The sequence below is a fragment of the Microbacterium sp. BWR-S6Y genome (assembly GCF_041379845.1).
Lineage (GTDB): Bacteria > Actinomycetota > Actinomycetes > Actinomycetales > Microbacteriaceae > Microbacterium > Microbacterium hydrothermale.
In genome coordinates, this window is the sequence record NZ_JBFECV010000001.1 from 650,676 (window position 1) to 674,804 (window position 24,129).

General features: G+C 68.7%; 24 protein-coding genes and 1 tRNA gene. 12 read left to right on the forward strand and 13 right to left on the reverse strand.

Features of this window, described 5'->3' with window-relative positions; all coding sequences use genetic code 11:
- Window positions 1-35 precede the first annotated feature (35 nt).
- The 3 genes from AB1K56_RS03135 to AB1K56_RS03145 form a co-directional block, all read right to left on the reverse strand.
- Window positions 36-1,016, reverse strand: a complete 981-nt coding sequence (locus AB1K56_RS03135) for a siderophore ABC transporter substrate-binding protein (protein WP_371204502.1) — start codon at window positions 1,014-1,016, stop codon at window positions 36-38.
- A gap of 309 nt (window positions 1,017-1,325) precedes the next feature.
- Window positions 1,326-3,089: a S16 family serine protease gene (locus AB1K56_RS03140; RefSeq protein ID WP_371204503.1), complete on the reverse strand. Its 1,764-nt coding sequence runs from the start codon at window positions 3,087-3,089 to the stop codon at window positions 1,326-1,328.
- The gene (locus AB1K56_RS03145) at window positions 3,086-3,544 is read right to left on the reverse strand and encodes a GNAT family N-acetyltransferase (RefSeq protein WP_371204504.1); all 459 of its coding nucleotides are present in this window, start codon (window positions 3,542-3,544) and stop codon (window positions 3,086-3,088) included. The genes AB1K56_RS03140 and AB1K56_RS03145 overlap by 4 nt, the downstream gene beginning before the upstream one ends.
- A gap of 87 nt (window positions 3,545-3,631) precedes the next feature.
- Here AB1K56_RS03145 and AB1K56_RS03150 point away from each other — a divergent pair, with 87 nt between their 5' ends.
- The gene (locus AB1K56_RS03150; RefSeq protein ID WP_371204505.1) at window positions 3,632-3,922 is read left to right on the forward strand and encodes a DUF4287 domain-containing protein; all 291 of its coding nucleotides are present in this window, start codon (window positions 3,632-3,634) and stop codon (window positions 3,920-3,922) included.
- On the opposite strand, the gene AB1K56_RS03155 is transcribed toward AB1K56_RS03150, so the two are convergent.
- Window positions 3,919-4,533: a MerR family transcriptional regulator gene (locus AB1K56_RS03155; protein WP_371204506.1), complete on the reverse strand. Its 615-nt coding sequence runs from the start codon at window positions 4,531-4,533 to the stop codon at window positions 3,919-3,921. The two genes, AB1K56_RS03150 and AB1K56_RS03155, sit on opposite strands and share 4 nt — an antisense overlap.
- A gap of 68 nt (window positions 4,534-4,601) precedes the next feature.
- On the opposite strand from AB1K56_RS03155, the gene AB1K56_RS03160 reads away from it, so the two are divergent.
- Together AB1K56_RS03160 and AB1K56_RS03165 are read left to right on the forward strand one after the other, a co-directional pair.
- Entirely contained in the window at window positions 4,602-5,120 is a 519-nt protein-coding gene (locus tag AB1K56_RS03160) for a DUF4188 domain-containing protein (RefSeq protein ID WP_371204507.1), read from the forward strand.
- 4 nt (window positions 5,121-5,124) lie between these two features.
- The gene (locus tag AB1K56_RS03165; protein ID WP_371204508.1) at window positions 5,125-5,988 is read left to right on the forward strand and encodes a sulfurtransferase; all 864 of its coding nucleotides are present in this window, start codon (window positions 5,125-5,127) and stop codon (window positions 5,986-5,988) included.
- 15 nt (window positions 5,989-6,003) lie between these two features.
- Here AB1K56_RS03165 and AB1K56_RS03170 read toward each other — a convergent pair whose 3' ends face one another.
- Both AB1K56_RS03170 and AB1K56_RS03175 read right to left on the reverse strand, forming a co-directional pair.
- Window positions 6,004-7,329, reverse strand: coding sequence for a flavin monoamine oxidase family protein (locus tag AB1K56_RS03170; protein WP_371204509.1), 1,326 nt, complete (start codon window positions 7,327-7,329; stop codon window positions 6,004-6,006).
- A 108-nt stretch (window positions 7,330-7,437) separates the two neighbouring features.
- Window positions 7,438-8,892: an amino acid permease gene (locus tag AB1K56_RS03175; RefSeq protein WP_371204510.1), complete on the reverse strand. Its 1,455-nt coding sequence runs from the start codon at window positions 8,890-8,892 to the stop codon at window positions 7,438-7,440.
- A gap of 144 nt (window positions 8,893-9,036) precedes the next feature.
- Here AB1K56_RS03175 and AB1K56_RS03180 point away from each other — a divergent pair, with 144 nt between their 5' ends.
- The 3 genes from AB1K56_RS03180 to AB1K56_RS03190 all read left to right on the forward strand — a co-directional run bounded on the left by AB1K56_RS03180 (window position 9,037) and on the right by AB1K56_RS03190 (window position 11,795).
- The gene (locus tag AB1K56_RS03180; protein ID WP_371204511.1) at window positions 9,037-10,269 is read left to right on the forward strand and encodes a PLP-dependent aspartate aminotransferase family protein; all 1,233 of its coding nucleotides are present in this window, start codon (window positions 9,037-9,039) and stop codon (window positions 10,267-10,269) included.
- A 217-nt stretch (window positions 10,270-10,486) separates the two neighbouring features.
- Window positions 10,487-11,104 (forward strand): histidine phosphatase family protein, encoded by a 618-nt coding sequence (locus AB1K56_RS03185; protein WP_371204512.1) that lies wholly within the window; start codon window positions 10,487-10,489, stop codon window positions 11,102-11,104.
- A gap of 265 nt (window positions 11,105-11,369) precedes the next feature.
- Window positions 11,370-11,795, forward strand: a complete 426-nt coding sequence (locus AB1K56_RS03190; protein WP_371204513.1) for a MarR family winged helix-turn-helix transcriptional regulator — start codon at window positions 11,370-11,372, stop codon at window positions 11,793-11,795.
- 42 nt (window positions 11,796-11,837) lie between these two features.
- Here the strand turns inward: AB1K56_RS03190 and AB1K56_RS03195 are convergent, their stop codons facing one another.
- Complete coding sequence (locus tag AB1K56_RS03195) at window positions 11,838-13,334, reverse strand: L-serine ammonia-lyase, iron-sulfur-dependent, subunit alpha (RefSeq protein WP_371204514.1); 1,497 nt, start codon at window positions 13,332-13,334, stop codon at window positions 11,838-11,840.
- 148 nt (window positions 13,335-13,482) lie between these two features.
- On the opposite strand from AB1K56_RS03195, the gene AB1K56_RS03200 reads away from it, so the two are divergent.
- A tRNA-Arg gene (locus AB1K56_RS03200) sits at window positions 13,483-13,555 on the forward strand.
- Between the two features lie 122 nt (window positions 13,556-13,677).
- Here AB1K56_RS03200 and AB1K56_RS03205 read toward each other — a convergent pair.
- From AB1K56_RS03205 to AB1K56_RS03220, 4 genes are all read right to left on the reverse strand, one after another.
- Window positions 13,678-15,042 carry a tyrosine-type recombinase/integrase gene (locus AB1K56_RS03205; RefSeq protein ID WP_371204515.1) on the reverse strand — a complete coding sequence of 455 codons (1,365 nt, stop codon included), beginning with the start codon at window positions 15,040-15,042 and terminating at the stop codon, window positions 13,678-13,680.
- 211 nt (window positions 15,043-15,253) lie between these two features.
- The gene (locus AB1K56_RS03210; RefSeq protein WP_371204516.1) at window positions 15,254-16,246 is read right to left on the reverse strand and encodes a TIR domain-containing protein; all 993 of its coding nucleotides are present in this window, start codon (window positions 16,244-16,246) and stop codon (window positions 15,254-15,256) included.
- A gap of 59 nt (window positions 16,247-16,305) precedes the next feature.
- Window positions 16,306-17,325: a hypothetical protein gene (locus AB1K56_RS03215; protein WP_371204517.1), complete on the reverse strand. Its 1,020-nt coding sequence runs from the start codon at window positions 17,323-17,325 to the stop codon at window positions 16,306-16,308.
- A 9-nt stretch (window positions 17,326-17,334) separates the two neighbouring features.
- A complete protein-coding gene (locus tag AB1K56_RS03220; protein WP_371204518.1) occupies window positions 17,335-18,372 on the reverse strand; it encodes a DNA methyltransferase in 1,038 nt (345 codons plus the stop codon).
- A 78-nt stretch (window positions 18,373-18,450) separates the two neighbouring features.
- On the opposite strand from AB1K56_RS03220, the gene AB1K56_RS03225 reads away from it, so the two are divergent.
- Entirely contained in the window at window positions 18,451-19,395 is a 945-nt protein-coding gene (locus AB1K56_RS03225; RefSeq protein ID WP_371204519.1) for a hypothetical protein, read from the forward strand.
- A 6-nt stretch (window positions 19,396-19,401) separates the two neighbouring features.
- Here AB1K56_RS03225 and AB1K56_RS03230 read toward each other — a convergent pair whose 3' ends face one another.
- Window positions 19,402-20,160, reverse strand: coding sequence for a hypothetical protein (locus AB1K56_RS03230; RefSeq protein WP_371204520.1), 759 nt, complete (start codon window positions 20,158-20,160; stop codon window positions 19,402-19,404).
- Window positions 20,161-20,293: 133 nt separating this feature from the next.
- On the opposite strand from AB1K56_RS03230, the gene AB1K56_RS03235 reads away from it, so the two are divergent.
- From AB1K56_RS03235 to AB1K56_RS03250, 4 genes are all read left to right on the forward strand, one after another.
- The gene (locus AB1K56_RS03235; RefSeq protein WP_371204521.1) at window positions 20,294-21,247 is read left to right on the forward strand and encodes a hypothetical protein; all 954 of its coding nucleotides are present in this window, start codon (window positions 20,294-20,296) and stop codon (window positions 21,245-21,247) included.
- Between the two features lie 164 nt (window positions 21,248-21,411).
- Complete coding sequence (locus tag AB1K56_RS03240) at window positions 21,412-22,332, forward strand: hypothetical protein (RefSeq protein ID WP_371204522.1); 921 nt, start codon at window positions 21,412-21,414, stop codon at window positions 22,330-22,332.
- Window positions 22,329-22,772: a hypothetical protein gene (locus tag AB1K56_RS03245; RefSeq protein WP_371204523.1), complete on the forward strand. Its 444-nt coding sequence runs from the start codon at window positions 22,329-22,331 to the stop codon at window positions 22,770-22,772. Before AB1K56_RS03240 ends, AB1K56_RS03245 begins: the two co-directional genes overlap by 4 nt.
- A 12-nt stretch (window positions 22,773-22,784) precedes the next feature.
- The gene (locus AB1K56_RS03250) at window positions 22,785-23,573 is read left to right on the forward strand and encodes a hypothetical protein (RefSeq protein ID WP_371204524.1); all 789 of its coding nucleotides are present in this window, start codon (window positions 22,785-22,787) and stop codon (window positions 23,571-23,573) included.
- Here AB1K56_RS03250 and AB1K56_RS03255 read toward each other — a convergent pair.
- Window positions 23,570-24,070 (reverse strand): hypothetical protein, encoded by a 501-nt coding sequence (locus tag AB1K56_RS03255; RefSeq protein WP_371204525.1) that lies wholly within the window; start codon window positions 24,068-24,070, stop codon window positions 23,570-23,572. The two genes, AB1K56_RS03250 and AB1K56_RS03255, sit on opposite strands and share 4 nt — an antisense overlap.
- Between the last annotated feature and the right edge of the window lie 59 nt (window positions 24,071-24,129).

Consider the following 24,129-nt stretch of genomic DNA (forward strand, 5'->3'; position numbering starts at 1 on the left):
CCTCGACCCCTCACGCGAGCGAGGGCGGACAGCGGTCAGGAGGCGAAAGCCTCGGCGGCGGAGCGGTACAGCTTCGTGTAGGCCTGGATGCCCTCGTCGAGGTAGAAGCTCCCGTCGAGGTAGACGATCTGGTTCTTCTGCACCGCGGGGACGTTCTTCAGCGCCTCCGAGCTCTCGACGAGTTCCCGGGCCGCGACGTATCCGTCCTCGCCGAACATCGCGTCCCGGTCGAGGACGAAGAGCCACTCGGGGTTCGCCGCGGCGATCGCCTCGACGCTGATGTCGTCGCCGTGCGAGGCGTCTTCGGCGGCGCGGTCGAGCGCGGGGGTCAGGCCGAGGGTCGGGAAGAGCGTCCCGACTCCGCGCCCCTCCCCCGGGGCGGCGTAGGCGATCTTGCCGCCGGAGGCGATGAGCCCCATCACCGTCTGCGACGGGTCGTAGGCCTTCTTCGCGTCGGCGATGGCGGCGTCGAGGTCGGCGGAGAGCTGCGCCGCCTCGTCGTTCTTGTCGAAGACCTGTCCGAGGATGGCCGTCTGGCGCTTCAGCTCGGCGGTGTGGTCCTCGCCGTCGCGCGGACTCGTCTCGATGGTCGCGGGCTGGATGTCCTTCAGCTGCGCAAAGATGTCGCGGAAGCGGTAGCCGCCGACGATCAGATCGGGCTCGCTCGCCACGACGGCCTCGATGTCGGGTTCGCGGTGCAGGCCGACGTCGAGCACCTCGTCGCCGCCGGAGAGCGAGGGCCACAGGTCGTACATGAGCGGCTTGGGGGCCGCGACGAGGGTGACTCCCCAGTCGCTGAGTGTCTGGAAGGTGGTGTTGTCGAGCGCCACGACCCGCTCCGGCGCCACGGGCACCTCGATCGATCCGTGGTTGTCGTCGACCGTGACGGTGCGCGCGGCCGCGGCCTCGTCCGCGGGCGCGGCGGCTCCGGAGGCGCAGCCGGTGAGGGCGAGGGCGGCGGCGAGCGAGACGATCGCGGCGGGCCGGAGGGCGGTGCGGGACAGGCGAGAACTCATCAGGTGTCACTCCAGTGCGGGATACGGTGCGCGAGCGGCGGGAGGACCCCGACCGCTCGGAGAAGTTAGGTTAGCCTTAGCTATGTAAATATGTCGAATCCACCGAGGATGCCGTCGCGACAGGCACGCGAGGGGATGGCGCGCGCCGTCCGCACCGATCACGCGCCGGTCCCCCGGCACCCGGGAGGACGGGCGACCGCGGGCCCACGGCGATCGCACGTCGGTCCCCCAGCGCCCCGGGAGGACGGGCGACCGCGGGCCCACGGCGATCGCACGGCGACCCCCGGGCACCCGCCCGCGACCAGCCCGTCAGTCGCGCTGCACGCCCCCGGCGAAGGCGAGGACGCGCGCCCGCAGGAAGGACGCGGTGAAGACCCCCGACGCCCCCGGCGCCGGGTCGGCCGTCGCGGCCGCCGCCGCGTCGGCGAGGGCGCCGCGCAGAAGCGGGAGCTCGGCGCCGGTCGCCGTGAGCGCGTCGACGGCCCGGACCGTGTACTCGTCGGCGATGCCGATGCGCTGCGAGACGGCATCCGAGGGGTCGACGCCGTCGGGCACCCGCACCGCGGTCAACGCCGACAGCGCCGCGGAACCACGGGTGAACGCGGCGGTCGAGATGCCCAACGCGAGCCACTCGCCCCCCTCGTCGGCGCGCGCGGCGAGCTCGTCGCGCGCGGCCTCGAACGCGCTCGTGCGCAGACCATCGAGGTCGTCGGCGGCCACGGCCGTGTCACCGCGCCGCGCGTCGACGGCGTCGGTCGCCGCGATCGCCGCCCGGCGCAGCAGGGAGGCGAGACCGTCGAGGTCGGCATCCGAGGCGAGGGCGCCCGTCCCGTCGATCTCGCCGCGCAGGTCGGCGATCGCCCGGGCGTTGCGCGCCGCGGAGGAGGCCAGCGCGGCGGAGGTCAGCCCCGCGGAGGCGAGCGAGGGGTCGGCGTCGGTCGCGAGGTACGCCTGCGCCTGCGCGGCGAGGGCGCGGGCCTCGGCCGCCCCACCGATCGCCGCGAGCGCACCGTCGGCATCATCGAGCGTGGAGGGTGCTCCGGTCGACGCCGCGAGCACGGCGTCGGCATCGCCGGCGGCGTCCACCGCGAGCGCCGCGGCATCCGCCTGCGAGAGGGCGGGAGCCGCCGCAGCGGCGGCGATGTCGGCGGCCGTCGACGCCGCCGCCCAGGCGCCACCCGTGTCGCCGGCATCGCGCAGGCGTTCGCCGCGCTCGACCGCGGCCCGCGCCCGATCGGCGAGCGCCCCCTCCGGCGCGGAGAGGAGCGACGAGCGCGCGCGATCCAGGGCGTCGTCGACCGCCACCGCCACGGAATCGGGGGCAGCCGGAGCCTCCTCCGCCGTGGGCAGGGGGGACGGCGACGGCGGAGGCGTCGGGAAGGCGGCCTCGGGGAGGTCCTCCCCGGTCATCACGGCGTACGCGCTCGCGATGTCGGCCACCTCGGTGACGGTCATGCCCCCGGTCGCGGCGAGCTGATCGAGATCGACGGCCGTGCCCTCGGCATCCACCGCCGTCCGCTGGCCCGCGGGAACGAGGATTGTGTCGATCCCGCCCGCCTCGATCGCCGCCGTGACCTGCTCGGGCAGTCCCGCGACCGGGCCGATCGTGCCCAGGGGCGTCACCCGTCCGGTGAGCGCCACCCCGGGCTGCACCTCGGTGCCGTAGTACAGCGCGAGCACGCCGACCGCGGTGACCGCGCCCGCCGCGGGAGTGGCGATGCGGGCGTCGAAACCGAAGGTGTAAGCGGTGTCGGGGCGGGCGCCGGTAAGCAGGGTCGCGGCGGTCACGGCCGTCCACGTCGCCGACTGGGTGACCGGGTCGACGCCGCTGACGTCGTTCTCGGTGATGTCGATGCTGAGGTCGCCGCCGTCGGCGGAGTCGGCCGTGATGCGCTGATTGGTCACCCCGCCCTTCTTGCCGCTGGCGTAGAGCACGGGCACGGTCACCTCCGAACCCGAGAACGATCCGTCGGAACCGGTGCCGAAACCGAGCGAGAATCTCAGGTCGCATCCCGCGAGGACGAGCGTGCACGCGAGGGCCAGGATGCCGGCCCGCAGGGCGCGGCGCGTCACGCGACGCCGGCGGGATCGCGCCGCATCGGCACGTGCGGGATCCCGTCCTCGGCGAAGGGCACCCCCGAGACGACGAACCCGAACCGGCCGTACCAGTCGGCGAGGTGCTCCTGCGCGTCGAGCAGAATCGGAAGGCCCGGCGCCTCGGCATCCAGGTGGGCGACGGCGGCGCGCATGAGGTCGGCGGCGATGCCGCGGCCCCGGGCGTGCGGGGCGGTGGCGACCCGCCCGATGCGGGTGTTCGCCGGTTCGCGCAGCACCCGCAGGGTGGCGAGCACGTCGTCGCCCTCGCTCGCCCACATCAGCTCCGCGCCCGGCTCGATGTCGCGGCCGTCGATCTCGGGGTACGCGGCCTGCTGTTCCACGACGAACACGCTCACGCGCATCCACAGGATGCGGTAGAGAGCGAGCGGGGGGATGCCGGCGACGGGCGCCCGATGCAGGGTGACGGCCATGTTTCGACCGTACCCGGGCGCGCGGCGCGAGGCGGACGCCTCGACCGCGCCGTGGACGCGGTCGTAGCGCGGCGCTAGCCTCCTGGCATGTCGTTTCAGGCGTACCTCGACAACATCGAGACCAAGACCGGACTCACGCCGCGCCAATTCATCGCCCTCGCCGACGAGCGCGGGTTCGGGCCCGGCACGAAGGCCGGCCCGATCCTGCAGTGGTTGAAGGACGATCACGACCTCGGCCGCGGTCACGGCATGGCGCTGGTGCACGTGATCACGAAGGGACCGAAGATCAGCGACGCGCACGTGGGCTCCACCGGTCCGCACGGCGACGCGACCGACGAGCTCTGGCTCGACGGCGCCGCCTCGAACCCGAACCGCTAGGCCGAGCCCGCCCCGAAGCGTCGCGACGCGGCGATCTGCTCGCCGACGCGGCGCAGCGCCAGGATGAGGGGTTCGACGAGCGCGGTCCCCAGCACGACGTACCGCACGGCATCCTCGATCGAGGAGTCGGGGGTCGCCGCGAGTTCGGCCTCGGCGAGGGCGCCGAGGTGCCCGACGTAGGCGTCCATGACGGCGTCCGGCACCGCGAACCCCGCGCGATCGAGGGTCGCCAGGGCCTGCGCGACCGCGGCGACCTGGTCGGGGAAGCAGTGCTCCGCCGAGCCGCCCATGCGCTCCAGGAGGGCGAGCGCCGCGGTGAGGTCGAGGTCGCTCGAGACCGCCGGCGTCACGGCGGCGTGGGCCGCGCCGAGGAGGTCGGAGGGGTTCTCGGGCGGCTCCTCGAGCAGCGCGACGACCTTGCGCACGCCCGCGATGCCGACGCCGGCGTCGACGAGGGCACGGATGACGCCGAGTCGCTGCACATGGGCTTCGCCGTAGGCGGCCTGCGTGGGCGAGGACCGCTCCCCCTCCGGCAGCAGCTCCTCGCGCAGGTAGTACTTGATGGTCGCGACGGGGACGCTGCTGCGTGCCGCCAGCTCTGAGATCCGCACGTTCCCCCTTGACTCGATAGCGAAACTATCCAACACTGGATAGTGTCACTATCGAGTGAGGACGTGCCATGGCCCCCATCAATCCGGGTCGAATGACCCACCGCTGGGACGACGAGCTCGTCGTCTTCCACATCGGCATGACCGTCAACCGCTGGTGGCGTGTCGACCAGTGGATGCCGCTCATGAGCGACATGCCGAAGATGCTCCGCGAGCTGAGCATCGACGCCGACTCCGGCCTGCTCGGCTTCACGATGCTGCTCGGCGCGCGCGGGCCCTACCTCGTGCAGTACTGGTCGTCGCTCGACAAGCTCTACGCCTACGCCTCGGCCCCGACGCAGGAGCACCGCCCCGCGTGGACGCGGTTCAACCGCCGGGCGCGCTCGAACCCGGGGGTCGTCGGCATCTGGCACGAGACCTACGTGGTCGACCGCGCCGAGACCATCTACGTGGGAACCCCCGCGATGGGCCTGCCGAAGGCCACCGCGGTGGTGCCGATCGCCTCCCGCCACGACCGGGCTCGCGCGCGCGTCGCCGACGGCCGCACGGGCCCCGCACCGACCGCGGCGGCGACCGCGGGGTCAGAATGAGCGTATGGAATCACTCCTCACCACCGCCGCCGACCTGAACGCCGCCCTCGCCGCGGGGGCGTACCCCGACGGCGGCCCCGTGCGCGTGCTCGACGTGCGGTGGCGGCTCGACCGCCCCGACGGGCGACCGGACTACCGCGAGGGCCACATCCCCGGCGCGCAGTACGTCGCCCTCGACCGCGACCTCGCCGCGCACGGCGCCCGGCCGAGCGAGGGGCGGCATCCGCTCCCCTCCGTCGACGACCTGCAGGACACCGCGCGCCGCTGGGGGATCGACGCGGGCGACACCGTCGTGGTCTACGACGACGCGAACAACATGGCGAGCGCGCGGGCCTGGTGGCTTCTGCGATACGCCGGTCTCACCGACGTGCGCCTGCTCGACGGCGCGTATCGCGCCTGGGTCGACGCCGGCTTCGCGCAGGAGGAGGGGGATGCCGCGACCCCCGCGCCCGGAACGGTCGACCTCGCCTACGGCGCCCTGCCCGTCCTCGAGCTCGACGACGTCGCCGACGTCGCCGCGGAGGGCCTGCTCCTCGACGCGCGCGCCGGCGAACGCTACCGCGGCGAGACCGAACCGATCGACCCGCGCGCGGGCCACGTGCCGGGAGCCGTGAGCGCGCCCACGACCGAGAACGTCGGCACCGACGGGCGATTCCGCTCGCCCGACGACCTGCGCGCGCGGTTCCGCCTGCTGGGCGCCGACGACGGGATGAGCGTCGGCGTCTACTGCGGATCCGGGGTGACCGCGGCGCACCAGGCCGTCGCCCTCACCCTCGCGGGCTTCGAACCGCGCCTGTACCCGGGATCGTGGAGCCAGTGGTCGAACCACCCCGAGCTCCCCGTCGCCACGGGCCCCGCGCCGCGCTGAGCGCTCTCCGTCGCGTCAGGCCCAGAGGTCGCCGACCGCGACCTCTCGACCGAGCACGTTCTGCGCCGCGCGATGCCCCGACAGCATCGCGCCGGGGACCGTCGCCGGGTCGTCGCCCCACGTCGCCTCACCCGCGATGTGCAGCACGCCCCCGCCGACCGGCTCGGCGAGGTCGTCGTGGTCGGCGCCGACCGACCCCGGGAGCATGTAGGCATACGAGCCATGCGAGAACGGATCGTCCTGCCACCGGGTGACCACCGCGCTCTCGGGCTCGGGCACCGCGTCGCCGTACAGCCGCCGCAGCTGCGCGAGGGTGGACGCCACGATCTCGTCGTCGCTCCACGCGCGCGTCGCGAGGGCGGCGGGACCCGCGGCGAAGGTGAGCAGGGCGGGCTCGTCGTGCAGGCGCCCGAGGTCGTACCAAGAGTGCCACCACTGCCCCTCGTCGCCGAGCTGACGGATGCCGTAGACGTCCGGCTCCCAGAACCGTTCGGCGAAGCGGAGCACGACCTTCTCGAAGGCGTTCATGCGCAGCAGACCGAGCGCGCGATCGTGCGGCGCGGGGAGGGCGGGCTCGATCTCGAGATCACCCGCGTGCAGAACCCCCACCGGTACCGTGACCACCACGTGCCGCCCGTGGAACGTGCCGTGGTCCGTCTCGACCTCGGCTCCGTCGACCGACCACCGCACGCGGGAGACCACGTGCTCGAGTCGCACGTCGAGTCCCTCGGCGAACCGCGTCGCGAGCTCGTCGTACCCGCGCGGGAAGACGACCTCGTCGCCGTTGACGGTGTCGTCGTCGAGACCGTGGGCCCCGAGACCGGCCATGCCGATGCCGTACTGCTCCTGGGCGCGGCGGTCGTTGTACTCGCGCACGCGCTCGGCGCGCTCGGCATCCCAGCCCTGCGCGGCGAGCGCCCGCTCGACGACCTCGGCGTAGGTCGCATCGTCGGCGGCCTCGGCGATCACGTCCACCAGGGCCGCGTTGAGCGCGCGGATGTCGTCGGCGTAGCGGCGCACCGCCTCGGGCGCCAGGCGGTGACCCTCGGCATCGAAGTACGTCAGGGGACGCGAGTCCGGTTGGTAGCCCCCGACGGTGAACTCGACCATCGGCATTCCGAAGGCGCGTGCGGCCTCGGCGACCGGACTGTCGTCGATGCCGTGGATCCACGACGCCCCCCGGTCGGCGACATGCCCTTCGCTGCGGTCGGTGAAGACCCGGCCGCCGACGCGGTCACGGGCCTCGAGCACGACCACTCGATGCCCGTGACGGGCGAGAAGCCGGGCGGCGGCGAGGCCGGAGATCCCGGCGCCGACGACGATGGTGTCGACCGTGTCCATGTGTCCTCCGCATGTCGTGGTGCAGTGACGGTACTGCGGGCGCGCGCCCGATGGCATCCGCCACCCTGGCGAGGCACCACCGTAGACGTGGACGTCGTGTACAGCCCGTCAGGCGACGGGTGCCTCCTCGTCGCGACGAGTCGGGGTGGTTCCCCGACGGCCGTACCGGAGCCAGAAGAACAGGTAGCACGCGCCCACGAACGGGATGCCGAAGTACAGCGCCGCGACCTGGTTCTCATCGAAGGCGATCGCGACGATCGAGGCCGTCAGCAGCACGAAGGCGAGGATCGGGACGAGCGGGTACAGGGGTGTGCGGAACGCGAGGTCGGCGACGTCGCCGCCGGATCGGAGGTATTGCCGGCGGTGGAAGAACTGCGCGGCGACGATCGACATCCACACCGCCACCGCCGCGAATCCGGCGATCGAGACGAGCACGAGGTACACCGTCTCGGCCGCGACGACGCTGGAGATGAGCGAGACGAGGCCGATGGCAAGGCTCACCAGGAGCGCGACCATCGGGATGCCGCGGCGGGTGAGCTTCGTGAAGACCCTCGGGGCGTACCCTTCCTCGGAGAGCGAGAAGAGCATGCGCGCACAGGAGTACAGGCCGCTGTTGCCCACCGAGAGCAGCGCCGTGATGACGACGAAATTCATGATGTCGGCGGCGTACGGCACGCCCACGTACTCGAAGACGTCGACGAACGGGCTCGACGACAGCCCCGCCTGGTCGTAGGGCAGGAGGGCGGCGATGACGACGATCGAGCCGACGAAGAGCACGAGCAGGCGCAGCACCGTCGAGCGCAGGGCGCGCGGGATGTTGCGCGCCGGATCCTTCGTTTCGCCCGCGGCGACGCCCACGAGCTCTGCTCCGCTGAAGGCGTAGAACACCGCGAGAGACGTGATCAACACTCCACCGAACCCGGCGGGCAGGAGTCCGTCGGGGGTGACGAAGTTGCTCAGACCCACCGCCTGATGCGGCTCCGACGACAGCGGGGTGAAGCCGAAGATGGCCATCGTCCCGAGCACGATGAGCGCCACGATCGCGATGACCTTGATGAGGGCGAACCAGAACTCCGTCTCGCCGAAAACGCGGGCCGAGATCGCGTTGAGGGTGAACAGGACGCCCGCGAACACCACGCACCACACCCACACGTCGACGGTGGGGAACCAGCGCTGCATGAGGATTCCGGATGCCGTGAACTCCGACCCCAGGGCGACCACCCAGCACAACCAGTAGAGCCACGCCGTGGTGAACCCCGTGGCCGGACCCATCGTGCGCGCCGCGTAGATGTGAAGCGATCCGGACACCGGATAGGTCACCGCGAGCTCTCCGAGGCAGACCATGACCAGCCACACCACGAACGCGCCCAGCAGATAGGCGAGGACCGCGCCGAGCGGGCCGGCCTGATGGATGGTGTAGCCCGAGCTGAGGAACAGGCCCGAGCCGATCACCCCGCCGAGGGCGATCATGACGAGGTGGCGCGCATCCATGGCGCGGCGCAGTCGCCGGGGTGCGCCCGCGGAGCCGGACGTGTCGAGGGAGGAATCGAGGGGACGACTCATGGGGGTGCTCGCCTTCATGATCGAGCCCGGAGCCGTCGAGGCGTCCGGGCGACGCAGTCACAGTAGTCGACGGCGGGGCGAAAGGCGCCGTCACTACGCTGGAGGCGGCGCGCGCGTCGCGGCGTCCGGAGAGAGGGGGCCGCGATGACGGCAGCACGAGACGAGCCATCGACGGGGCGCGTCCGCCCCGACCGCACCGACTCCCCCACCCTGTCCGACGCGAGTCTCGCCGTCCACGGCGGCATCGAGCTCGACAGCACCCGGGCCCTGCGCACGCCGCTCGTGATGTCGAACTCCTTCGCCCTCCCCGACGACCCCAGCGAGATCAGCTGGTCGGCCACCGCACCGGGCCTGTACACGCGCAACACGGGCGTCAACCAGCTCGCGCTCGAGCGCAAGCTCGCGGCCCTCGATCACGGCGAACAGGCCGTCGTCCTGGCATCCGGGGTCGCGGCCCTGCACGCGGTGTTCTTCACCCACGTCCGCGTCGGCGATCACGTCGTCGTCAGCGACGTGGTCTACGAGGCCACCTGGCGCCTCTGGACCGAACTCCTGCCCCGCCGCTACGGCATCGAAGCCACCTTCGTCGACGTCACCGACTTGGATGCCGTCCGCGCGGCGATGCGGCCCGAGACCCGGCTCGTGTGCGTCGAGGCCATCGCGAACCCCACCACGAAGGTCGCCGACATCGCGATGCTCGCCGAGATCGCGCACGCCGCGGGCGCCGTCCTGATGGTGGACTCCACCTTCACTCCCCCGCCGTTCTACCGCCCCCTCGACGACGGCGCCGACCTCGTCGTGCACTCGCTGACGAAGTACATCAACGGTCACGGCGACGCGATGGGCGGGGCCGTGGTCGGGCGCAGCGAGCTGATCGAACCCATCAAGGCGGATGCCATGGTCGACGTCGGCGGAGTGATCTCGCCCTTCAACGCGTGGCTGATCCAGCGCGGTTCGGTCACCCTGCCCCTGCGGCTGCGTCAGCACTTCGCCTCGGCCCAGCGGATCGCCGAGACGCTCGAGGCCGACCCGCGCGTCGCGTTCGTCGCGTACCCGGGACTGCCGTCGCACCCCCAGCACGAGCTCGCGCGCCGGCAGTTCGGCGGGGCCGTGTACGGCGGCATGATGGCCTTCGCCCTCGACGGCGATCCCGACCTGCAGAACCGCTTCGTGGCGCAGCTACGGTTGATCACCTCGAGGTTCTCCCTCGGTCACGACGACAGCCTCATCGTGCACACGGCCGCTGACGGCCCCCGCACCGCGACCTACCCCGAACCGTTCCGGCGGCTCGGTCACCTGCGGCTGTCGGTGGGACTCGAGGATGCCGACGACCTCGTCGCCGACATCACGGCGGCGCTCGACGCATCCGGGGCGTGAACCGACCTATGGATTTCGAATGTCCGAGCGGCATCCTCTTCCCCTCCGTTACCTGACCGTTATAGAGTGAGGGCACGGTAGTTGTTTTGCTGTGGCAGCTACCGACATGTGATTGCAGGACACTCTGGTGCAGGAAAGGGCCGGTCGGACACCCTCCGACCGGCCCTTCTTCGTGCGCCCGTCCCCGGGTTCCGCGGCGCGGCGGGAGGATGGACGCGTGAAGGACGACGAGCTGACCGAACCCGACGGACGCATCGTGCTGGTGCGGCACGGCGAGACCGCGTGGAGCCGCAGCGGGCGGCACACCGGATTGACCGACATCCCGCTGACCGAGACCGGCGCCTACAAGGCCGAGCTCGCGGGGACGCTGCTCGCCACCCGCCGTTACGACCTGATCCTCTCGAGCCCCCTCCAGCGCGCCGTCGAGACCGCCTCGCGTGCCGGCTACCCCGACGTGCAGACCGACCCGCGACTCGTCGAGTGGGACTACGGCGCCTACGAGGGCCTCACCACCCCCGAGATCGTGGAGCAGCTCGGTCGACCGTGGACGATCTGGGAGGGCACGCCCGCCGGCGCGACCCCGGGCGAATCCGTCGCCCAGGTCACCGTCCGGGCGGAGTCGCTGCTCGCGGAACTGCGCCCGCGGGTGCGCGCCGGCGAACAGGTGCTTCTGTTCTCGCACGGACACTTCCTGCGCGCCCTCGCGGGAACCTGGCTGGGACTGACCGCCGCGGGCGGCCGCTACTTCGTGCTGGGCACGTCGGCGGTCAGCGAACTCGGGTTCGAGCACGGCACCGAGGTCATCACGCAGTGGAACCACGTGCGGGGGCGTTGAGGGACGCCGGACGAAACCCGCAGGACGGTCCCTCGAAACCGGTCACGAAAATGTAACGGCCGCCTCTTCCCTTCCGTTACCTCACCGTTATAGAGTGCTCGCACGGTAGTTGTTTTGCTGTGGCAGCTACCGACATGTGATTGCAGGACACTCTTGGTGCAGGGACAAGGGCCGGTCGGAAGCCTCTCCGACCGGCCCTTACTCTGTCCACAGCTCCCGCGTCGACGCCGACTCCACGGCATCCCGATCCCTCTACGCTGAGGACATGACCGATCGTCGCCTCGCCGTGCAGGCCTGGGAGAGCCTCTTCCGCGCACAGCACGAAGTGTTCGAAGACATCCGATCGGACTTCGAGGGCGAAGAACTGACCCAGGCCGAGTACGACGTGCTCCTCACCGTCACCCGCGCCCCCCGCATGACCGCGCGACTGCGCGACGTGACCGGCAACATGCTCATCAGCCAGCCGAGTGTCTCGCGGCTCGTCGAGCGCATGGTCGCGCGCGGGCTGCTCACCAAGTGCGCCGACCCCGAAGACGGCCGCGGTTCGCTCGTGACGGCGACCGAAGAGGGGGCCGTGATGTTCCGCCGCCTGGCCGCGGCGCACGGTCGCTCGATCGCCGACCGCATGGCCCGCTTGACCGACGACGAACTCGCGCAACTGCGCACCCTGACCGCCAAGCTGCGCGCCTGACGCGCCGCGGCGGCGCGTCACCCACCGCGCCGCCGCGGCAGGTCAGCACTCGATGACGTTGACCGCGAGGCCGCCCTCGCTGGTCTCCTTGTACTTCGTCGACATGTCGATGCCCGTCTGCCGCATCGTCTCGACGACGGCGTCGAGCGAGACGTAGTGGCTGCCGTCGCCGCGCAGGGCCAGCCGCGCGGCGGTCACGGCCGTCGACGCGGCGATCGCGTTGCGCTCGATGCAGGGGATCTGCACGAGACCGCCCACGGGGTCGCACGTGAGCCCGAGGTGGTGCTCCATCGCGATCTCGGCCGCGTTCTCGATCTGCCGGTTCGTGCCGCCCATGACCGCCGTCAGTCCGCCCGCGGCCATCGCGCAGGCCGAGCCGACCTCGGCCTGGCATCCGCCCTCTGCTCCCGAGATCGACGCGTTCGCCTTGAACAGCGACCCCAGCGCCGCGGCGGTCAGCAGGAACCGGCGGATGCCGCGTCGCCGATTCGCCTCCGCGACGTCGTCATCGTCCCAGTGCGAGACCTCGGACCGCGTGACCGCGTGACCGTCGTACCCGAGCAGAGCGCTTCCCACGAGCTCGCCGTGCGGGGTGACGGCATTGCCGACCCCCAGCCCCGAGTCGGCGAGGAAGCGCCACCAGTACATCGCCACGGCGGGCAGGATCCCCGCCGCCCCGTTGGTGGGAGCCGTCACGACCCGCCCTCCCGCGGCGTTCTCCTCGTTCACGGCGAGGGCGAACGCCCCGAGCCACTCGCCCGGCAGCTCGCGGTGACCCTCCGCCTCGATCGCGTCGAGCTGCCCGCGGATGACGGCGGCCCGACGCTTCACCTTCAGGATGCCGGGAAGCACGCCGTCGTTGTGCAGACCGGCGTTCACGCATGCCGCCATCGCGTCCCAGATGCGGTCGAGGCCCGCGGCGATCTCTTCGTCGGAGCGCAGCGCCTCCTCGTTGAGCCGCGCGGCCTCGGCGATCGTGATGCCGCGCTCGTCGCAGATCTCGAGCAGGGTCGCGGCGTCGTCGAACGCGAGAGGCAGGGGCGCGGCGGCCACCGCGTCGGCCTCGCCCTCGCGGCGGATGAAGCCGCCGCCGATCGAGTAGAACGTCTCCTCCGCGAGCACGGCGCCGTCCGCGTCGCGCGCCACGAGGGTCATCGCGTTGGGGTGACCGGGCAGCCGCGTGCGGGGCTCGAGCGCGATGTCCGTCTTGGCGAAGGGGATCTCGCGCGTGCCGGCGAGCGCGAGCGCGCGCCCGTCGGGCCAATCCGACCACGCGCGGCGGACGGCATCCGGATCCACCGTCTCGGGCTCGAGGCCCTGCAGACCCGCGACGACCGCGTCGGGGGTTCCGTGCCCGATCCCCGTCGCGCCGAGGGAACCGTAGAGGGCGCAGGAGACGGATGCCACCCGCTCCAGGGCGCCTGTGGCCCGGAGTCGCGCGGCGAAGGAGAACGCGGCCCTCATGGGGCCGACGGTGTGGGAGCTCGAGGGTCCGATCCCGATGGAGAACAGCTCGAACGCGGAGGTGTAAGCGCTCATTCCGCCAGCGTACGGCCGTCGTCCCGACACCCGCCGGTCATCGGCGCGCCACGCCCGGGATGCACGCCGTTCGGGCCCGATTAGACGTGTCCGGGGGTCCCGGCTATGCTGGACCACGGCCTGCGCGCCGTTTCGCGCGGAGGCCCTAGCGCCCGTAGCTCAATGGATAGAGCATCTGACTACGGATCAGAAGGTTAGGGGTTCGAGTCCCTTCGGGCGCACACTGTGTTGAGACAGTAGTCCCCGGTCAGACGGCAAATCTGACCGGGGATTTTTTGTGGGCTAATGCCAGTTCCGTGGGCTAGTTTGAGGGCGCATGTTCGCAGACCACACCAGAACCCGTTTAGAAAACGTCACTCGAATCTGAGCGTTCCCTGAGAACCGCGTCCAGTTCCTTCGCGAAATCGACGCGCTGAACGGGTCGCGACGCGTACGTCCCCTCCGTTGTGCGGACCGACCGGTGCGCAAGCGCCGCCTGCGCCGCCTCCATCCCGATGGCATCCGCGAGCACCTGCGCCGCTGCCTTACGGAGGTCATGCGGTGTCACAAGCACAAGGCCAGTGTCCCGGTCCACGAACTCTGTGTCGCGGAGCGCCCCCTGCCACGCGCGGTTGACGTTCTGCTTCTCGATTTGCGCCCCGCTCGCTGTGCGGAAGATGTAGACGGCCGGTCGCTGATGCGGTCCTTCGATGCGCGGAGCGATGAAGCGGTCGTAGACCCAGCCGGGGATGGTCTTGATGCGCGAGCCGTCCTCGCCACCCTTTGGTAGGGGCTGTCGGTAGAGAACGCTGCCGCTCCGCTTGCCGGTCTTCGGGTCACGCACGCCGCCGTCGCGCTTCTGTGTGGCGCGAATAAAGACCTCGATGCCGTGCGCATCCAGGTCGTCATCGTCCTGGATGAGGCCGTCAGGGTCGAGGTCGCTCGTCTCCAGCGCGAGCACCTCGCCGATGCGGGCGCTCGCGTAGAGCAGCACCTCGCTGATGGCTCGAAGCGGTATCGGCGTGATGTGCGGGTAGCCGACGCGAATGCGTTCCTCGTGCGCGTCGAAGAGTTCGCGTAGCCGATGCATCATCGACGCGTCCACACGCAACTTCGCACGGGGCTGAGCCTTCATGCTCGGGACAATCTGACCGACGACCGGGCTGCGGTCGATGACCGCCATCTCGACGCCGTAGCCGAAGACCTGAGCGAGCGTCGCGTAGCAGGTGCGAGCGATGCCCGCGTGGTATTCCGGCTTCTCGCTGAGCACGCCACCGCGCAACTTGCGGCGCCGAACCGAGATGCCGCGCAGCGCGCGCGCCAAGGTCTGCGTGTTGACTTCGTCGATGGCAAGGTCGCCGATTTCCGCGTCCAGGTATGCGCGCCACGCGTCCTCGTAGTCCTCCACCGTGGACGGACGCAGGCCGAAGTCCTCCGGCGCCGACGCGGCGCGCTCGTACCAGAGGTCGTACAGCGAACGCACCGGGTCGTAGGGCTGCACGCCGGTATCGAGTGCGTGTTCGCGTCGCTTCTTCACGATGGCCGCTTCGAGGCGCTCCTCCGCCTGCTTCTTTGCCGCGCGGTCGGATTTCAGGCTGCTGGTCCCACGAACCTTCACGGGGGCGGCCGTCTCCGACAGGCGGATGCGCACCTGCATGACGTAGCGACCATCGCCCTGGCGTCCGCGTGAGCGCTCGCCCTCCTCGCCGGGGTCGAGTCGGGTCACCATGTGACTACCGTAGCGTCATGCGCCCACACTGCTCAGAGTGAAACCGTCCCGCACTCCGGGCAGGTCCACGCCGTGAGGGTCGGGTGTGGCTGAAGCGCCCCGAGGCCGCACTGAGGGCAGTGTGGCGACGCCTCGGCGAGCGGGTCGTGAGCGGTCATGGCCCGAGACTGTACGCCTCGGCGCGCGAGCGTGGGCTGTCACTCCGCAGTGGCTACAAGACCCGGAATGTGCCCGCGGCAGAGTCCATCAGGTCGTAGTCACCTCGGCGCACTGTTGCACCCGCGGTTTCCAAGCGGTTCTTCAAGTCCTTGCGGCTGTCCCACACGCCGTCGAGTTTCACCCAGTTGAAGCCCGCCACGTCGGAGATGTCGCGCGTAGGTGCGCTCTTCACAAAGATGGTCCGCTTCCGCTCCATCGCGAATGCCATGCCCGCTTCGAGGAGTACGTTCTGGCGCGCCTGCCCCTGCGGCGTTCGGTCCGGGTCGCCCGCTTCGGAGAAGTCATCCTTCACGCGGGCCAAGTCATCGGGAGAGAAGATGACGATGATGGCGGCTGCACCCGCCATCCCGGCGCGAACTACGTCGTAAGTGTGCGGCTGCGACTCGCCCGTCAGCCGCACCGCTTCGGACCAGGGCATCACGTGCAGTCCGAGATAGAGGAGGTACTGCTTGATGACCTCTACCGGCCTCATGTCGCGGCCGTGGACGACGAAGACCTTGCTGGTATCTCGTCGAATGGCAGGCTGGCTCACCGTAGCGGGCGTCGTGCCCCAGGGTGCCGAGGCAGCGGCCCACGGGTCGATGGTGGCGGGGTCGGGCATCGCGACAACAGGCCGTTGGACGCGTTCGAGAGTGTCGATGTCGCTACCGTCGGGTAGAGCGAAGCCGTTCTCGGTGAGCCGGATACTTCGCGGTTCAAGGACGTTCGTCCGCAGCGCCTTGTACGACGCGTTGTCGTCGCTGAGGTCCGCGTGCGGGTTCTCGACGAACAGAAAGTTGAGCATGCCGACGACGAGGGAGTCGGTGTCTGACTGCTGGAACATGTAGCGAACCACCCCCGTCGCGCGGGTCGTCTTGTTCGCCCCCACGTCGGTGCCCGTGCCGACCGAGAGTTCGAACTGCGAAATGCCCCCGTGCGTCGTGTTGTCACTCAGCGCGGAGACCAGATAGCGCATGTCGGCGCGCTTGAACACTTCGGAAGGCACGCCTCGATACTAGGGACGCTGCGACAGAAACCCCCGGAGGTGGCATTCGCCGTGGGGCGCTACTTGATGGGGTCGCCCGAGATGAGCGTGCCGAGTTCGCGAAGCGTGTCCGCGATGCGTGCAGCACGCTCCGCTTCCTTCGGCTTCTTCACTACATTCAGCGCGCGCACCACGGCCGCATCCACTGCGTCACTGTCCGCGTTGTCGGTGTAAGTCTTGAAGAAGTTGAGCCAGTGACGAGCCGGGATGCCCGATACCGCGCGCCCTAGCACCTCGGCGACGAAATCGTCCATCAGTCCGCGGACGCGCGCGACGCGGCCGAAGTTACCGCCGCTGTCGGAAACGGGCTTATCACTGATTGCGGACTTTGCCGCGGGGTACGGAGTGACTCCAGTCGGGTGAACCACCGAACCTTCGCCACGCAAGCCTTCCCAGTAGAACGTGCGCAGGTCGGCGGCGTACATCGACTGCTCGACGAACGGCTCGTAAACGTAGGGAGTGCCCGAGAGGATGTTGCTCAGGCGCCAAGGGACGACGACCAGGAGGTCGTAGGGCGAACTCGCTTCGCGCGTCGCCGTGTATCGGAACGACGGTTCGGCTTCGCGGCTGAGCAGATACCAGCCCTTCAACTCGATGCCTAGTACCGGCGACGGGTGTCCCTTCGCCCGAGTCACGAGACGCACGTCGGGGAACGACTGCGAGGAGCGCTCGAAGCCGTACTCTGCCCACTCCTCGTCTGGGTCCCAGACCTCACGGATGCGGTTCAGAGTCGCGACTGTCTGCACTTCAATGGTGCCGCCGAGCACCGAGTTCAGCGAGAAGAGGTCGCCCGCTTCGAGGCCTTCGATGTTCGTTTCGCTGCGGAAGTAGTTGGGCAGTGCCGCGAGGGCAGCACGGACGTTTTCGACGAGCCTCGCGCGCTTCTCGTCATCCTCCGGAATGGGGATGCGCTCGGGACGCTTCGGTCCGGACGACTCTTCGACATCCGCAGCTCCGAGCGCCTCGGCATCGACAACCGTGGCCGGGTCGCTACCGTCGGGCGGTTCGACAGGCGCGAAAGCACCGTTAGTGTCAGTCACGCCCTCAGCCTAGGAGGCTGCGGCGATTTCGACCGCTTGCTGGAGGCGTGCCTCCGCGATGTCCTGGAACGGCTCCTGCAACTCGGCGACGTACGCACGGCGTCCGAGACCGACTGCGGCGACGGACGCTGAAGCGAGGCCACCGAACGGTTCCCATACGACATCGCCTGGGTTCGTGGTGGCTGCGACCTGCCGCGCCATAAACTCCAACGGCTTCTGGTTCAGGTGCGAAGCGGACGCCACTGAAGGGTTGTGCACGCGCGGCGCCGACCTGAGGAGGTTGCCCTTGAACCGCTCGGAATCGTGGAGCGACGCACGTTGCCAGACATTCGTTAGACCGTGCGCGTGATTCCACGTGTAACGCAGAGCGTCCCACTCATCGGCCCTCACCGACCGCTCACCATCTAGCGAAAAATAGGGACGGCCAGCACCGATGCCATGCTCGTGTGCGTACGCAGCGAGCTTCTCGACCATGTTGCCGGGCGGGAAGTACCAGAGCCAGTCCTGCGTCAGGTACTTCCGCGTTGCGGCGTTCTTGACGCCACATGCTTCGTTGGCGCGATTGAGGGCAAGACCCGCACGCTGCCACTCATAGCGCAGCCATTTCTTGACGGGCATGGCGCCATCCACCGTGTCGATAAGGAGACGGCGCTGGTATAGGACGGAGACCTCGCTGACCACGGGCAGCCGACGAACAGTCTGGCCGTTCACGTTCCCGGCGACGTGGCTGATGCCCTTGTCCCAGGTGACCGTCTGCACGTACTCCCAGCCGTGCGCGACGAGCAGCGGGTGCACGGTCGCCCAGCCGATTTCGGTGTTCCAGAACCAGAGTGCGGTGGAGGGCTTCGCAGCCTCGTCCCACGCCTTCACGTGCGGGCGGTACCAGTCCACGAGTTCCTCAGCGGTCACGGTGTCGCCGTGGAATCCGCGAACGCCGTAGGCGCCGTCAGAAATGATGGTGTCTGGGCGTTCCCAGCTCGCGTAAGCGTGCATTACGTTCCCGCGGTGAAGCTCGAACGGCTCTCGGAGGTTCACGACGGGGGACACGTTCTCAGGGTAAGGCAACACGGGGCACCATTATTGGAGCGACCTCCGACATCGCGATGCCTGAGCTATGGTGACCGCGTGGGGGATACAACTAACGAGACGGCAGAGAAGCGCGGACCGTGGTTCTGGGAGGTCGTCGTCTATGTCGTCGGCGGGGCTTTGACTGCTCTCGGTGTTTTTGTCTGGGTCGTAAGGGCGAACGCAGAGGGAGAATGGTCGCTCCGCCTATCTCAACTGTGGGACTCCATCGGCCTCATCTCTCTCGGCCTCGCCATCGTCGCGATTGGGCTGACGTTGACCATCCTGCGCGTGCAGAACCGCGCAGCCGACCGCGCAGAGCGCGAGACCGAGGAGCGACAGGCACAGCACGAGGAAGTCCTGAGACGCGTGGAAGCCATCGCCGAACAGACCCACGTCGCCGTCAGCGAGACGGGCGTCGATGTGAAGGATGTCAAGCAACTTCTCGGCTCGCAGATTGAGTCGGCACAAGCGGCCAGTCGGTCAGAGGCGGAGCCTGAATCGGCCACGATGACCGAGGCTCCGTCGGACGCGCTCGATGAGCTGGACGACCTGTCACTCGAAGGCGTTCGCGACGGCGACATCTCCAACCTCCCTCTGGATACTCACGCTCTCGCTGACGACCGGCTACTTGTCGAGGTCAGGACGAAAGAGGGTGTTTTCTACCCGGTGGGCGCAGTGCCCATCGGCGTGCTCGCTGATGTCTACGACGGGTGGGAAGCCGCTTACCCTGACTCCAAGGCGCAGTGGAAGGTTGGTGCGCTGGTCGGCGCCTACCGCTCTTACTCCGCGAAGGCCCTAGCCGATGGACGTCAGTCGTTGCAGGGTGCACCCTGGTACGTGACTTTTCGGCGGTCGGACGACACGCTCGTCACTTACTACTTGTCCCGGACTGGTCGCCTGCGGCGCGGGCAGACTGAGCGGACACCGGTCGTGAAACGCCTGGTCGGCGACGGCGCGAATGCACGTTGGGTGCCGCTGGGCGAGACGCCCGACTTCACCTGACCGTAGCTACTCGCCGAAAAATGCAACCGCGAGGCGGTTCGCAGTCTCGTCCGGGAAGCCTTCCTCGACCAGGATGCGGCATGTCGTCATCACAATGAGTGTTTGCAGGATGCGATGTGCTTCGAGGTCTGGGTCCATGGGGTCCGGCTGCCCCGAGCTGAGGTGCGCCTGGTCGTGCGTCGGAGCGTACTGGCCTGCGAGGGCGCCCGATGGATGCGCATACTTCGTCTCCTCGCGCCACATCGCGTAGAGCGACCACGGCTCCGACTGGCTGCCCACCACCGCGGCGCGCAGTTTTCGGACCTGCTCCTGGAGCAGCCCTTTCGTCGGAGCATCTAACTCGAACGCGTTCATCTCCGTCGGGTCGAATGGTGCCCCCTGGCCCCGCTCCTCCAGATACGCGAGTGTCTCGTTGGTGTCCTTCCGGTCCGATTCGAGCATCACGGAAGCCGCAGTGTGGCGGTCCGCTTTCGACAGGCCGCTCAGCCAGATGAGGCGAATCGCGGCCTCCAGCACGAGTCGCCGGTTCGGGGCCGCGGACGACGCCTGACCCGTTCGCGTCAGCGTCGCCACGACGATGCTCTGCGCGGCGGCGGCGCGGCACAGGCCCACGGCTACCTGTGGCACGAAGTCCTTCAGCACGACATCGCTCATGTCCACGGCGAGAACCGCACGAGCGGTGCGCTGCACGATGGCTGCATTCACTAGGTGCGGCGCCGTCGCGCGCGGAGGCTGACGCTTCGTCTTCGGTTTCTTGCCGCTCATCGCCCCCAAGGTACCCGTCGTACACGGGCGAGCATCACGACTCTATGTCTATCGTCGCGATCCGTGATGAGGGCGTTATGCCGCCCCTCCGAGGCAACGCTGTCAGGCGCGAACCGCGCGCTAGCGTCGGAGGATGAAGAACGCCGACCGAGACGAACAACGACGCCTGCACGCGCTGGTCTCGCCGTACTTCAATGCGGAGGAGGCCGAGCCGTACACGCCGCGGGGGTATCCTGACGTTCCGCTCATCGAGGTAGTGGCGGTGCCGGATGCCGACGCAGACGAAGCCAGCGCACTAAGCGACCTCACCGTGCACCTCGTGCGGTTGCTGCACTGGATGCGCCAGCCTGCTCCAGGCTCAGTCGTCGCGGGTTGGGATGAGACTCTCCAGGATGGCAAGTCAGACGGGACGGGCATCGCGAGCGGCTATTTCGAGGAGCTGTTGTCGGTCACGTTGGCGAACATTGAAGCACTGCATGTGCTGCTCACAACCCCGAGGAGACGGTTCTTCGGTCCAGCGAGCAATCTGACAGCTGACCTTCCGGAGGCTGCGACCGCGGCGCACTACCGAGCCATCATCGAAGCGTCCGCCACTTTCGTCTGGTTAGCCAACGCGGAGAACGACCAGGAGACAAGACGCCGCATCGTGCGCCTGTTAGAGAAGCAGAGGGAGTCGCTCGACACGGTGGACCTCAGTATGCGGGAGGCCGTTAGCGAGGCTCTGGACTCATTCGTGGCGAACGCGAGGAGGCGGTGGTTCTACACCGCTGACGGCACCCCACGCGAGCGCAACATCAAGCAGAACGAGAAGCTCCCGGGCTTCGAAGAGCAGGTCCGAAGGGCGTTCGAGGGTGAGGCAGCCGTTCGAGCCTGGAAGCGATTCTCAAACGCTGCGCACGGCAGTGTGCTCTGGTCGCAACTCATCCTCCAACGTCCTGCCGATGTTGAGGCCGAACCGGGGGACTTCTGGGACGTCATGTCTGCTCGCCGAGACCGCGAGATAAACGTCGGCACGGTCCACGCAGTAGTGCGCGCAATGTTCGCGGAGGCCGCGCGAATCCTCGAGCCGAAAGGCGGACCTGCGTAAAACTTGCGCGTGCCATAAACGTGTGTTAGTGTGATGCACGCAACTTCACATCGACTCCTTCACGTTACGACCTCTTCTGTCGAGGTTGGACTCTCCCCACCGGTGGGCGGGCCAGCGTTGAAGCCCTCGTTCGTCCGACAGCGCGGGGGTTGAAGGAGAAGAGAATGGCTGCTGACGCACCCATCCCCACCCCGGCTAACGTCGCGAAGACGGCCGTCACTCACCGCATCAAAGCCGAGCGGGCTGCGCAGAGTCACGCCAAGAAGTTGGCGAAGGCCCGGCGCAAAGCGGCTGATGCTGCGAACCGAGCGCGCAGCGCGCGGAAGCTTCGCGACTGGGCGGTCGCTGCATACGAGTCCGGCGAACTGAGCGGCATCCTCGACGCGGTCCGCTACGGAGAAGAGACCGGCTGGGACCAGCCGTTCATCATGCTCGATGACTTCGGCGACTCGGTTTCAATCCGCGTCATCGAGTCGCGCCTGCTGGACCCCCACCTCTCGGAAATCGAGGGCGAACTCGACGACGAACTCATCGAGGCTCAGGACTGGGGAGGCCTCGCGGCTCACCTCACTGCTGCGCACTCACGAGGCGGCGAGGATGCGCCCTTGGATGATTACGGCCAGGACTACATGAGCCAACGCGTACGCGAGTGGGACTTCACCGCGCGTGAGCGCTGGTTCTACGCGGACCGCATCTCTATCCGCGCTCGCGTGCACATCAAGGCCGTCGGCGAAGCACTGTGCTTCGTCATCTCGAACTACCCGCCGGAGTTCACGGCGGACGAGGCCGAACGCCTGGCAAAGGCGTACAAGCCGGAAGCGGTCGAGCGCGCTTCCTCGACGCCTCGCGAGCGCGTGGAGAAGGTTCTGCGGGAGTACGGAGACAGTCTGTACTTCTGGACCGACGCCAGCATCATCGACCCTGCCGTTGACCCGAGCGCAAGCTGCTGGAGCGTGCGCATCACCGCCGACGAGTCCGAGCACTGGGAGTGCATCAGCTTGCTGGCCGAGGAGGCCCACGTCTTCGATGACGAGGCCGAGCGGCACATCGTCTTCGCGCCGGTCGCCGAGGAGGTCAGCGCATGAGCGCCTCCGAGACGACCGCGGATGTCTTCCGCGGAGCGTTGCTGAGGGCACGCGCGTCCCACCTGCATGGCGCGGCGCTCCACGTGTACGCACTCGCGGAGTACGAAAGAATGCGCACGTTCCTCACTCCTGACGGGCTTGCCGGATTCGCGCTTCACGAGACGGACATCGTGAGCGTGTTCCGTCACGCCGACTCCGCCGACCGGGGGGTCGCTGACGCGCTGATGCGACGGGCGGTCGCTGAAGGTGGGCGCACGCTCGACGCATTCGACACCTACCTGCCGAAGGTCTACGCGCGGTGCGGATTCGTCGAGATAGGGCGCCTCGCATGGGACGACAAGTACGCGCCCGCCGACTGGGACTACAGCGCATTCGAGCACTGGAACGGCGGCCGACCCGACGTTGTGCTCATGCGCCACGACTACGAACTGACGGCGTGAAGGAGAACGACCATGACTGAAGACATCTACACACTCGTCATCGAACCCGGCTCCAGCCAGGTCGAGCAGCACGGACCGATGTATGTGGACTGGGGTCGCGCCCCATTCGCGGGTTACATCGGAGGAGACCTACGCGCCGTTGCCGGTGACGGCGATGAGGATGACGAGTACAACGCTGCGGGCACGACCGTAGCGAATGCGCTGCGCCGCGAAGACCGGCTTATTTATGGTTCGCTCGGCATCCAGAGACACGACCGTGAGCCGATGACCGCAATCGACATCGCGTTCGTGGAGTCACTCATCGCGCACCCCGCCGCCGTCGCGGCTCTTCATCCACTGCCCGGCAGTATCGACCTTGTGGCCACGGTCCCCGACTGGCGGACCCTGCGCATCGCAGGTGAGGTGGACGACCACTTCCCGGTGGAGGAGGACTGTGCGGAGGTTCGCGCTGCGGTGAATGCGAGCGAGCGGCTGATGAACAGTGAGCGAGGAGTCGCGGACGGCCGCATCACCGTCCAACTCGACGACGCGGCGTTGAGCGTCGAACTTGTTGAGCGCGGCGAACTCGATGCTGGACACCTCGAATCGTTCCTCGACGAACGGTTCGGCTACGTCGAGTACAGCGCACGCCGTTCGCTTCTCTGCAAGGCGGCGCACGAGTATCGAGAGTCTGAACACTGGAGTATCGCCACGCTGATGCGAACGCTTCGGCAGACTGAGTCTGAGGACACACTCACGCTGATGCTCACGGCCTTCACGCAAGGTGCAGCCGAGGAGTTGGTTTTTGCCGCGGTCGCCTAGTTGAAGAGATGCGCATGCCGTGCGACAAGTTCGATGAGATTCGTGATGAGGCTCCGGGTCCGCCCACTCGGAGGGAGGACGACCGAGTCCAACACTGCCTCGAAATCCTCCCGCGGCAGCGGCACACTGAGAGGGCTGAGCGCTCGGTCTACATGCTGTCGCGCAAACACGTAGTTGCGTTCGGTCGCAGCACTCCACTGAAGCATCGGCCGCACGCTCGTCCACCACCAGTCCACGGCATCGCCGAATGTGTCGAAAGCCTGTGGCTGCGGGGCGCTTCGCTTCGCACGCTCCGCGCACACAGCCTCCACGGCTGCGCGCGCCTCATCGGCGGTCGCCCCGTACCGCCGTATCTGCTGAACCCCTTCGAGGGGGTCGTTGAACCGCGTGACCGCTACGAACTCGCCAAGGGGACGCATTGCCGACCATGACGACTCGCTGGCCGACTTCACCCCAATGACACCGTGTTCTCCGGGGGCGATGGGCGGGCGAGGCATGAGATGAGTGTAACGGCGACTGTTGCGCTCATCACGATTACGACGTAGTGTGATGCACG

Bases quoted from the DNA above. Each gene is read 5' to 3' on its own strand.
- AB1K56_RS03190 (WP_371204513.1), top strand. From the start codon at position 11,370: ATGACCGATCGTCGCCTCGCCGTGCAGGCCTGGGAGAGCCTCTTCCGC.
- AB1K56_RS03180 (WP_371204511.1), top strand. From the start codon at position 9,037: ATGACGGCAGCACGAGACGAGCCATCGACGGGGCGCGTCCGCCCCGAC.
- AB1K56_RS03135 (WP_371204502.1), bottom strand. From the start codon at position 1,016: ATGAGTTCTCGCCTGTCCCGCACCGCCCTCCGGCCCGCCGCGATCGTC.
- AB1K56_RS03250 (WP_371204524.1), top strand. From the start codon at position 22,785: ATGACTGAAGACATCTACACACTCGTCATCGAACCCGGCTCCAGCCAG.
- AB1K56_RS03205 (WP_371204515.1), bottom strand. From the start codon at position 15,042: ATGGTGACCCGACTCGACCCCGGCGAGGAGGGCGAGCGCTCACGCGGA.
- AB1K56_RS03230 (WP_371204520.1), bottom strand. From the start codon at position 20,160: ATGAGCGGCAAGAAACCGAAGACGAAGCGTCAGCCTCCGCGCGCGACG.
- AB1K56_RS03160 (WP_371204507.1), top strand. From the start codon at position 4,602: ATGGCCCCCATCAATCCGGGTCGAATGACCCACCGCTGGGACGACGAG.
- AB1K56_RS03240 (WP_371204522.1), top strand. From the start codon at position 21,412: ATGGCTGCTGACGCACCCATCCCCACCCCGGCTAACGTCGCGAAGACG.
- AB1K56_RS03145 (WP_371204504.1), bottom strand. From the start codon at position 3,544: ATGGCCGTCACCCTGCATCGGGCGCCCGTCGCCGGCATCCCCCCGCTC.
- AB1K56_RS03235 (WP_371204521.1), top strand. From the start codon at position 20,294: ATGAAGAACGCCGACCGAGACGAACAACGACGCCTGCACGCGCTGGTC.
- AB1K56_RS03245 (WP_371204523.1), top strand. From the start codon at position 22,329: ATGAGCGCCTCCGAGACGACCGCGGATGTCTTCCGCGGAGCGTTGCTG.
- AB1K56_RS03255 (WP_371204525.1), bottom strand. From the start codon at position 24,070: ATGCCTCGCCCGCCCATCGCCCCCGGAGAACACGGTGTCATTGGGGTG.
- AB1K56_RS03170 (WP_371204509.1), bottom strand. From the start codon at position 7,329: ATGGACACGGTCGACACCATCGTCGTCGGCGCCGGGATCTCCGGCCTC.
- AB1K56_RS03165 (WP_371204508.1), top strand. From the start codon at position 5,125: ATGGAATCACTCCTCACCACCGCCGCCGACCTGAACGCCGCCCTCGCC.
- AB1K56_RS03150 (WP_371204505.1), top strand. From the start codon at position 3,632: ATGTCGTTTCAGGCGTACCTCGACAACATCGAGACCAAGACCGGACTC.
- AB1K56_RS03195 (WP_371204514.1), bottom strand. From the start codon at position 13,334: ATGAGCGCTTACACCTCCGCGTTCGAGCTGTTCTCCATCGGGATCGGA.
- AB1K56_RS03175 (WP_371204510.1), bottom strand. From the start codon at position 8,892: ATGAGTCGTCCCCTCGATTCCTCCCTCGACACGTCCGGCTCCGCGGGC.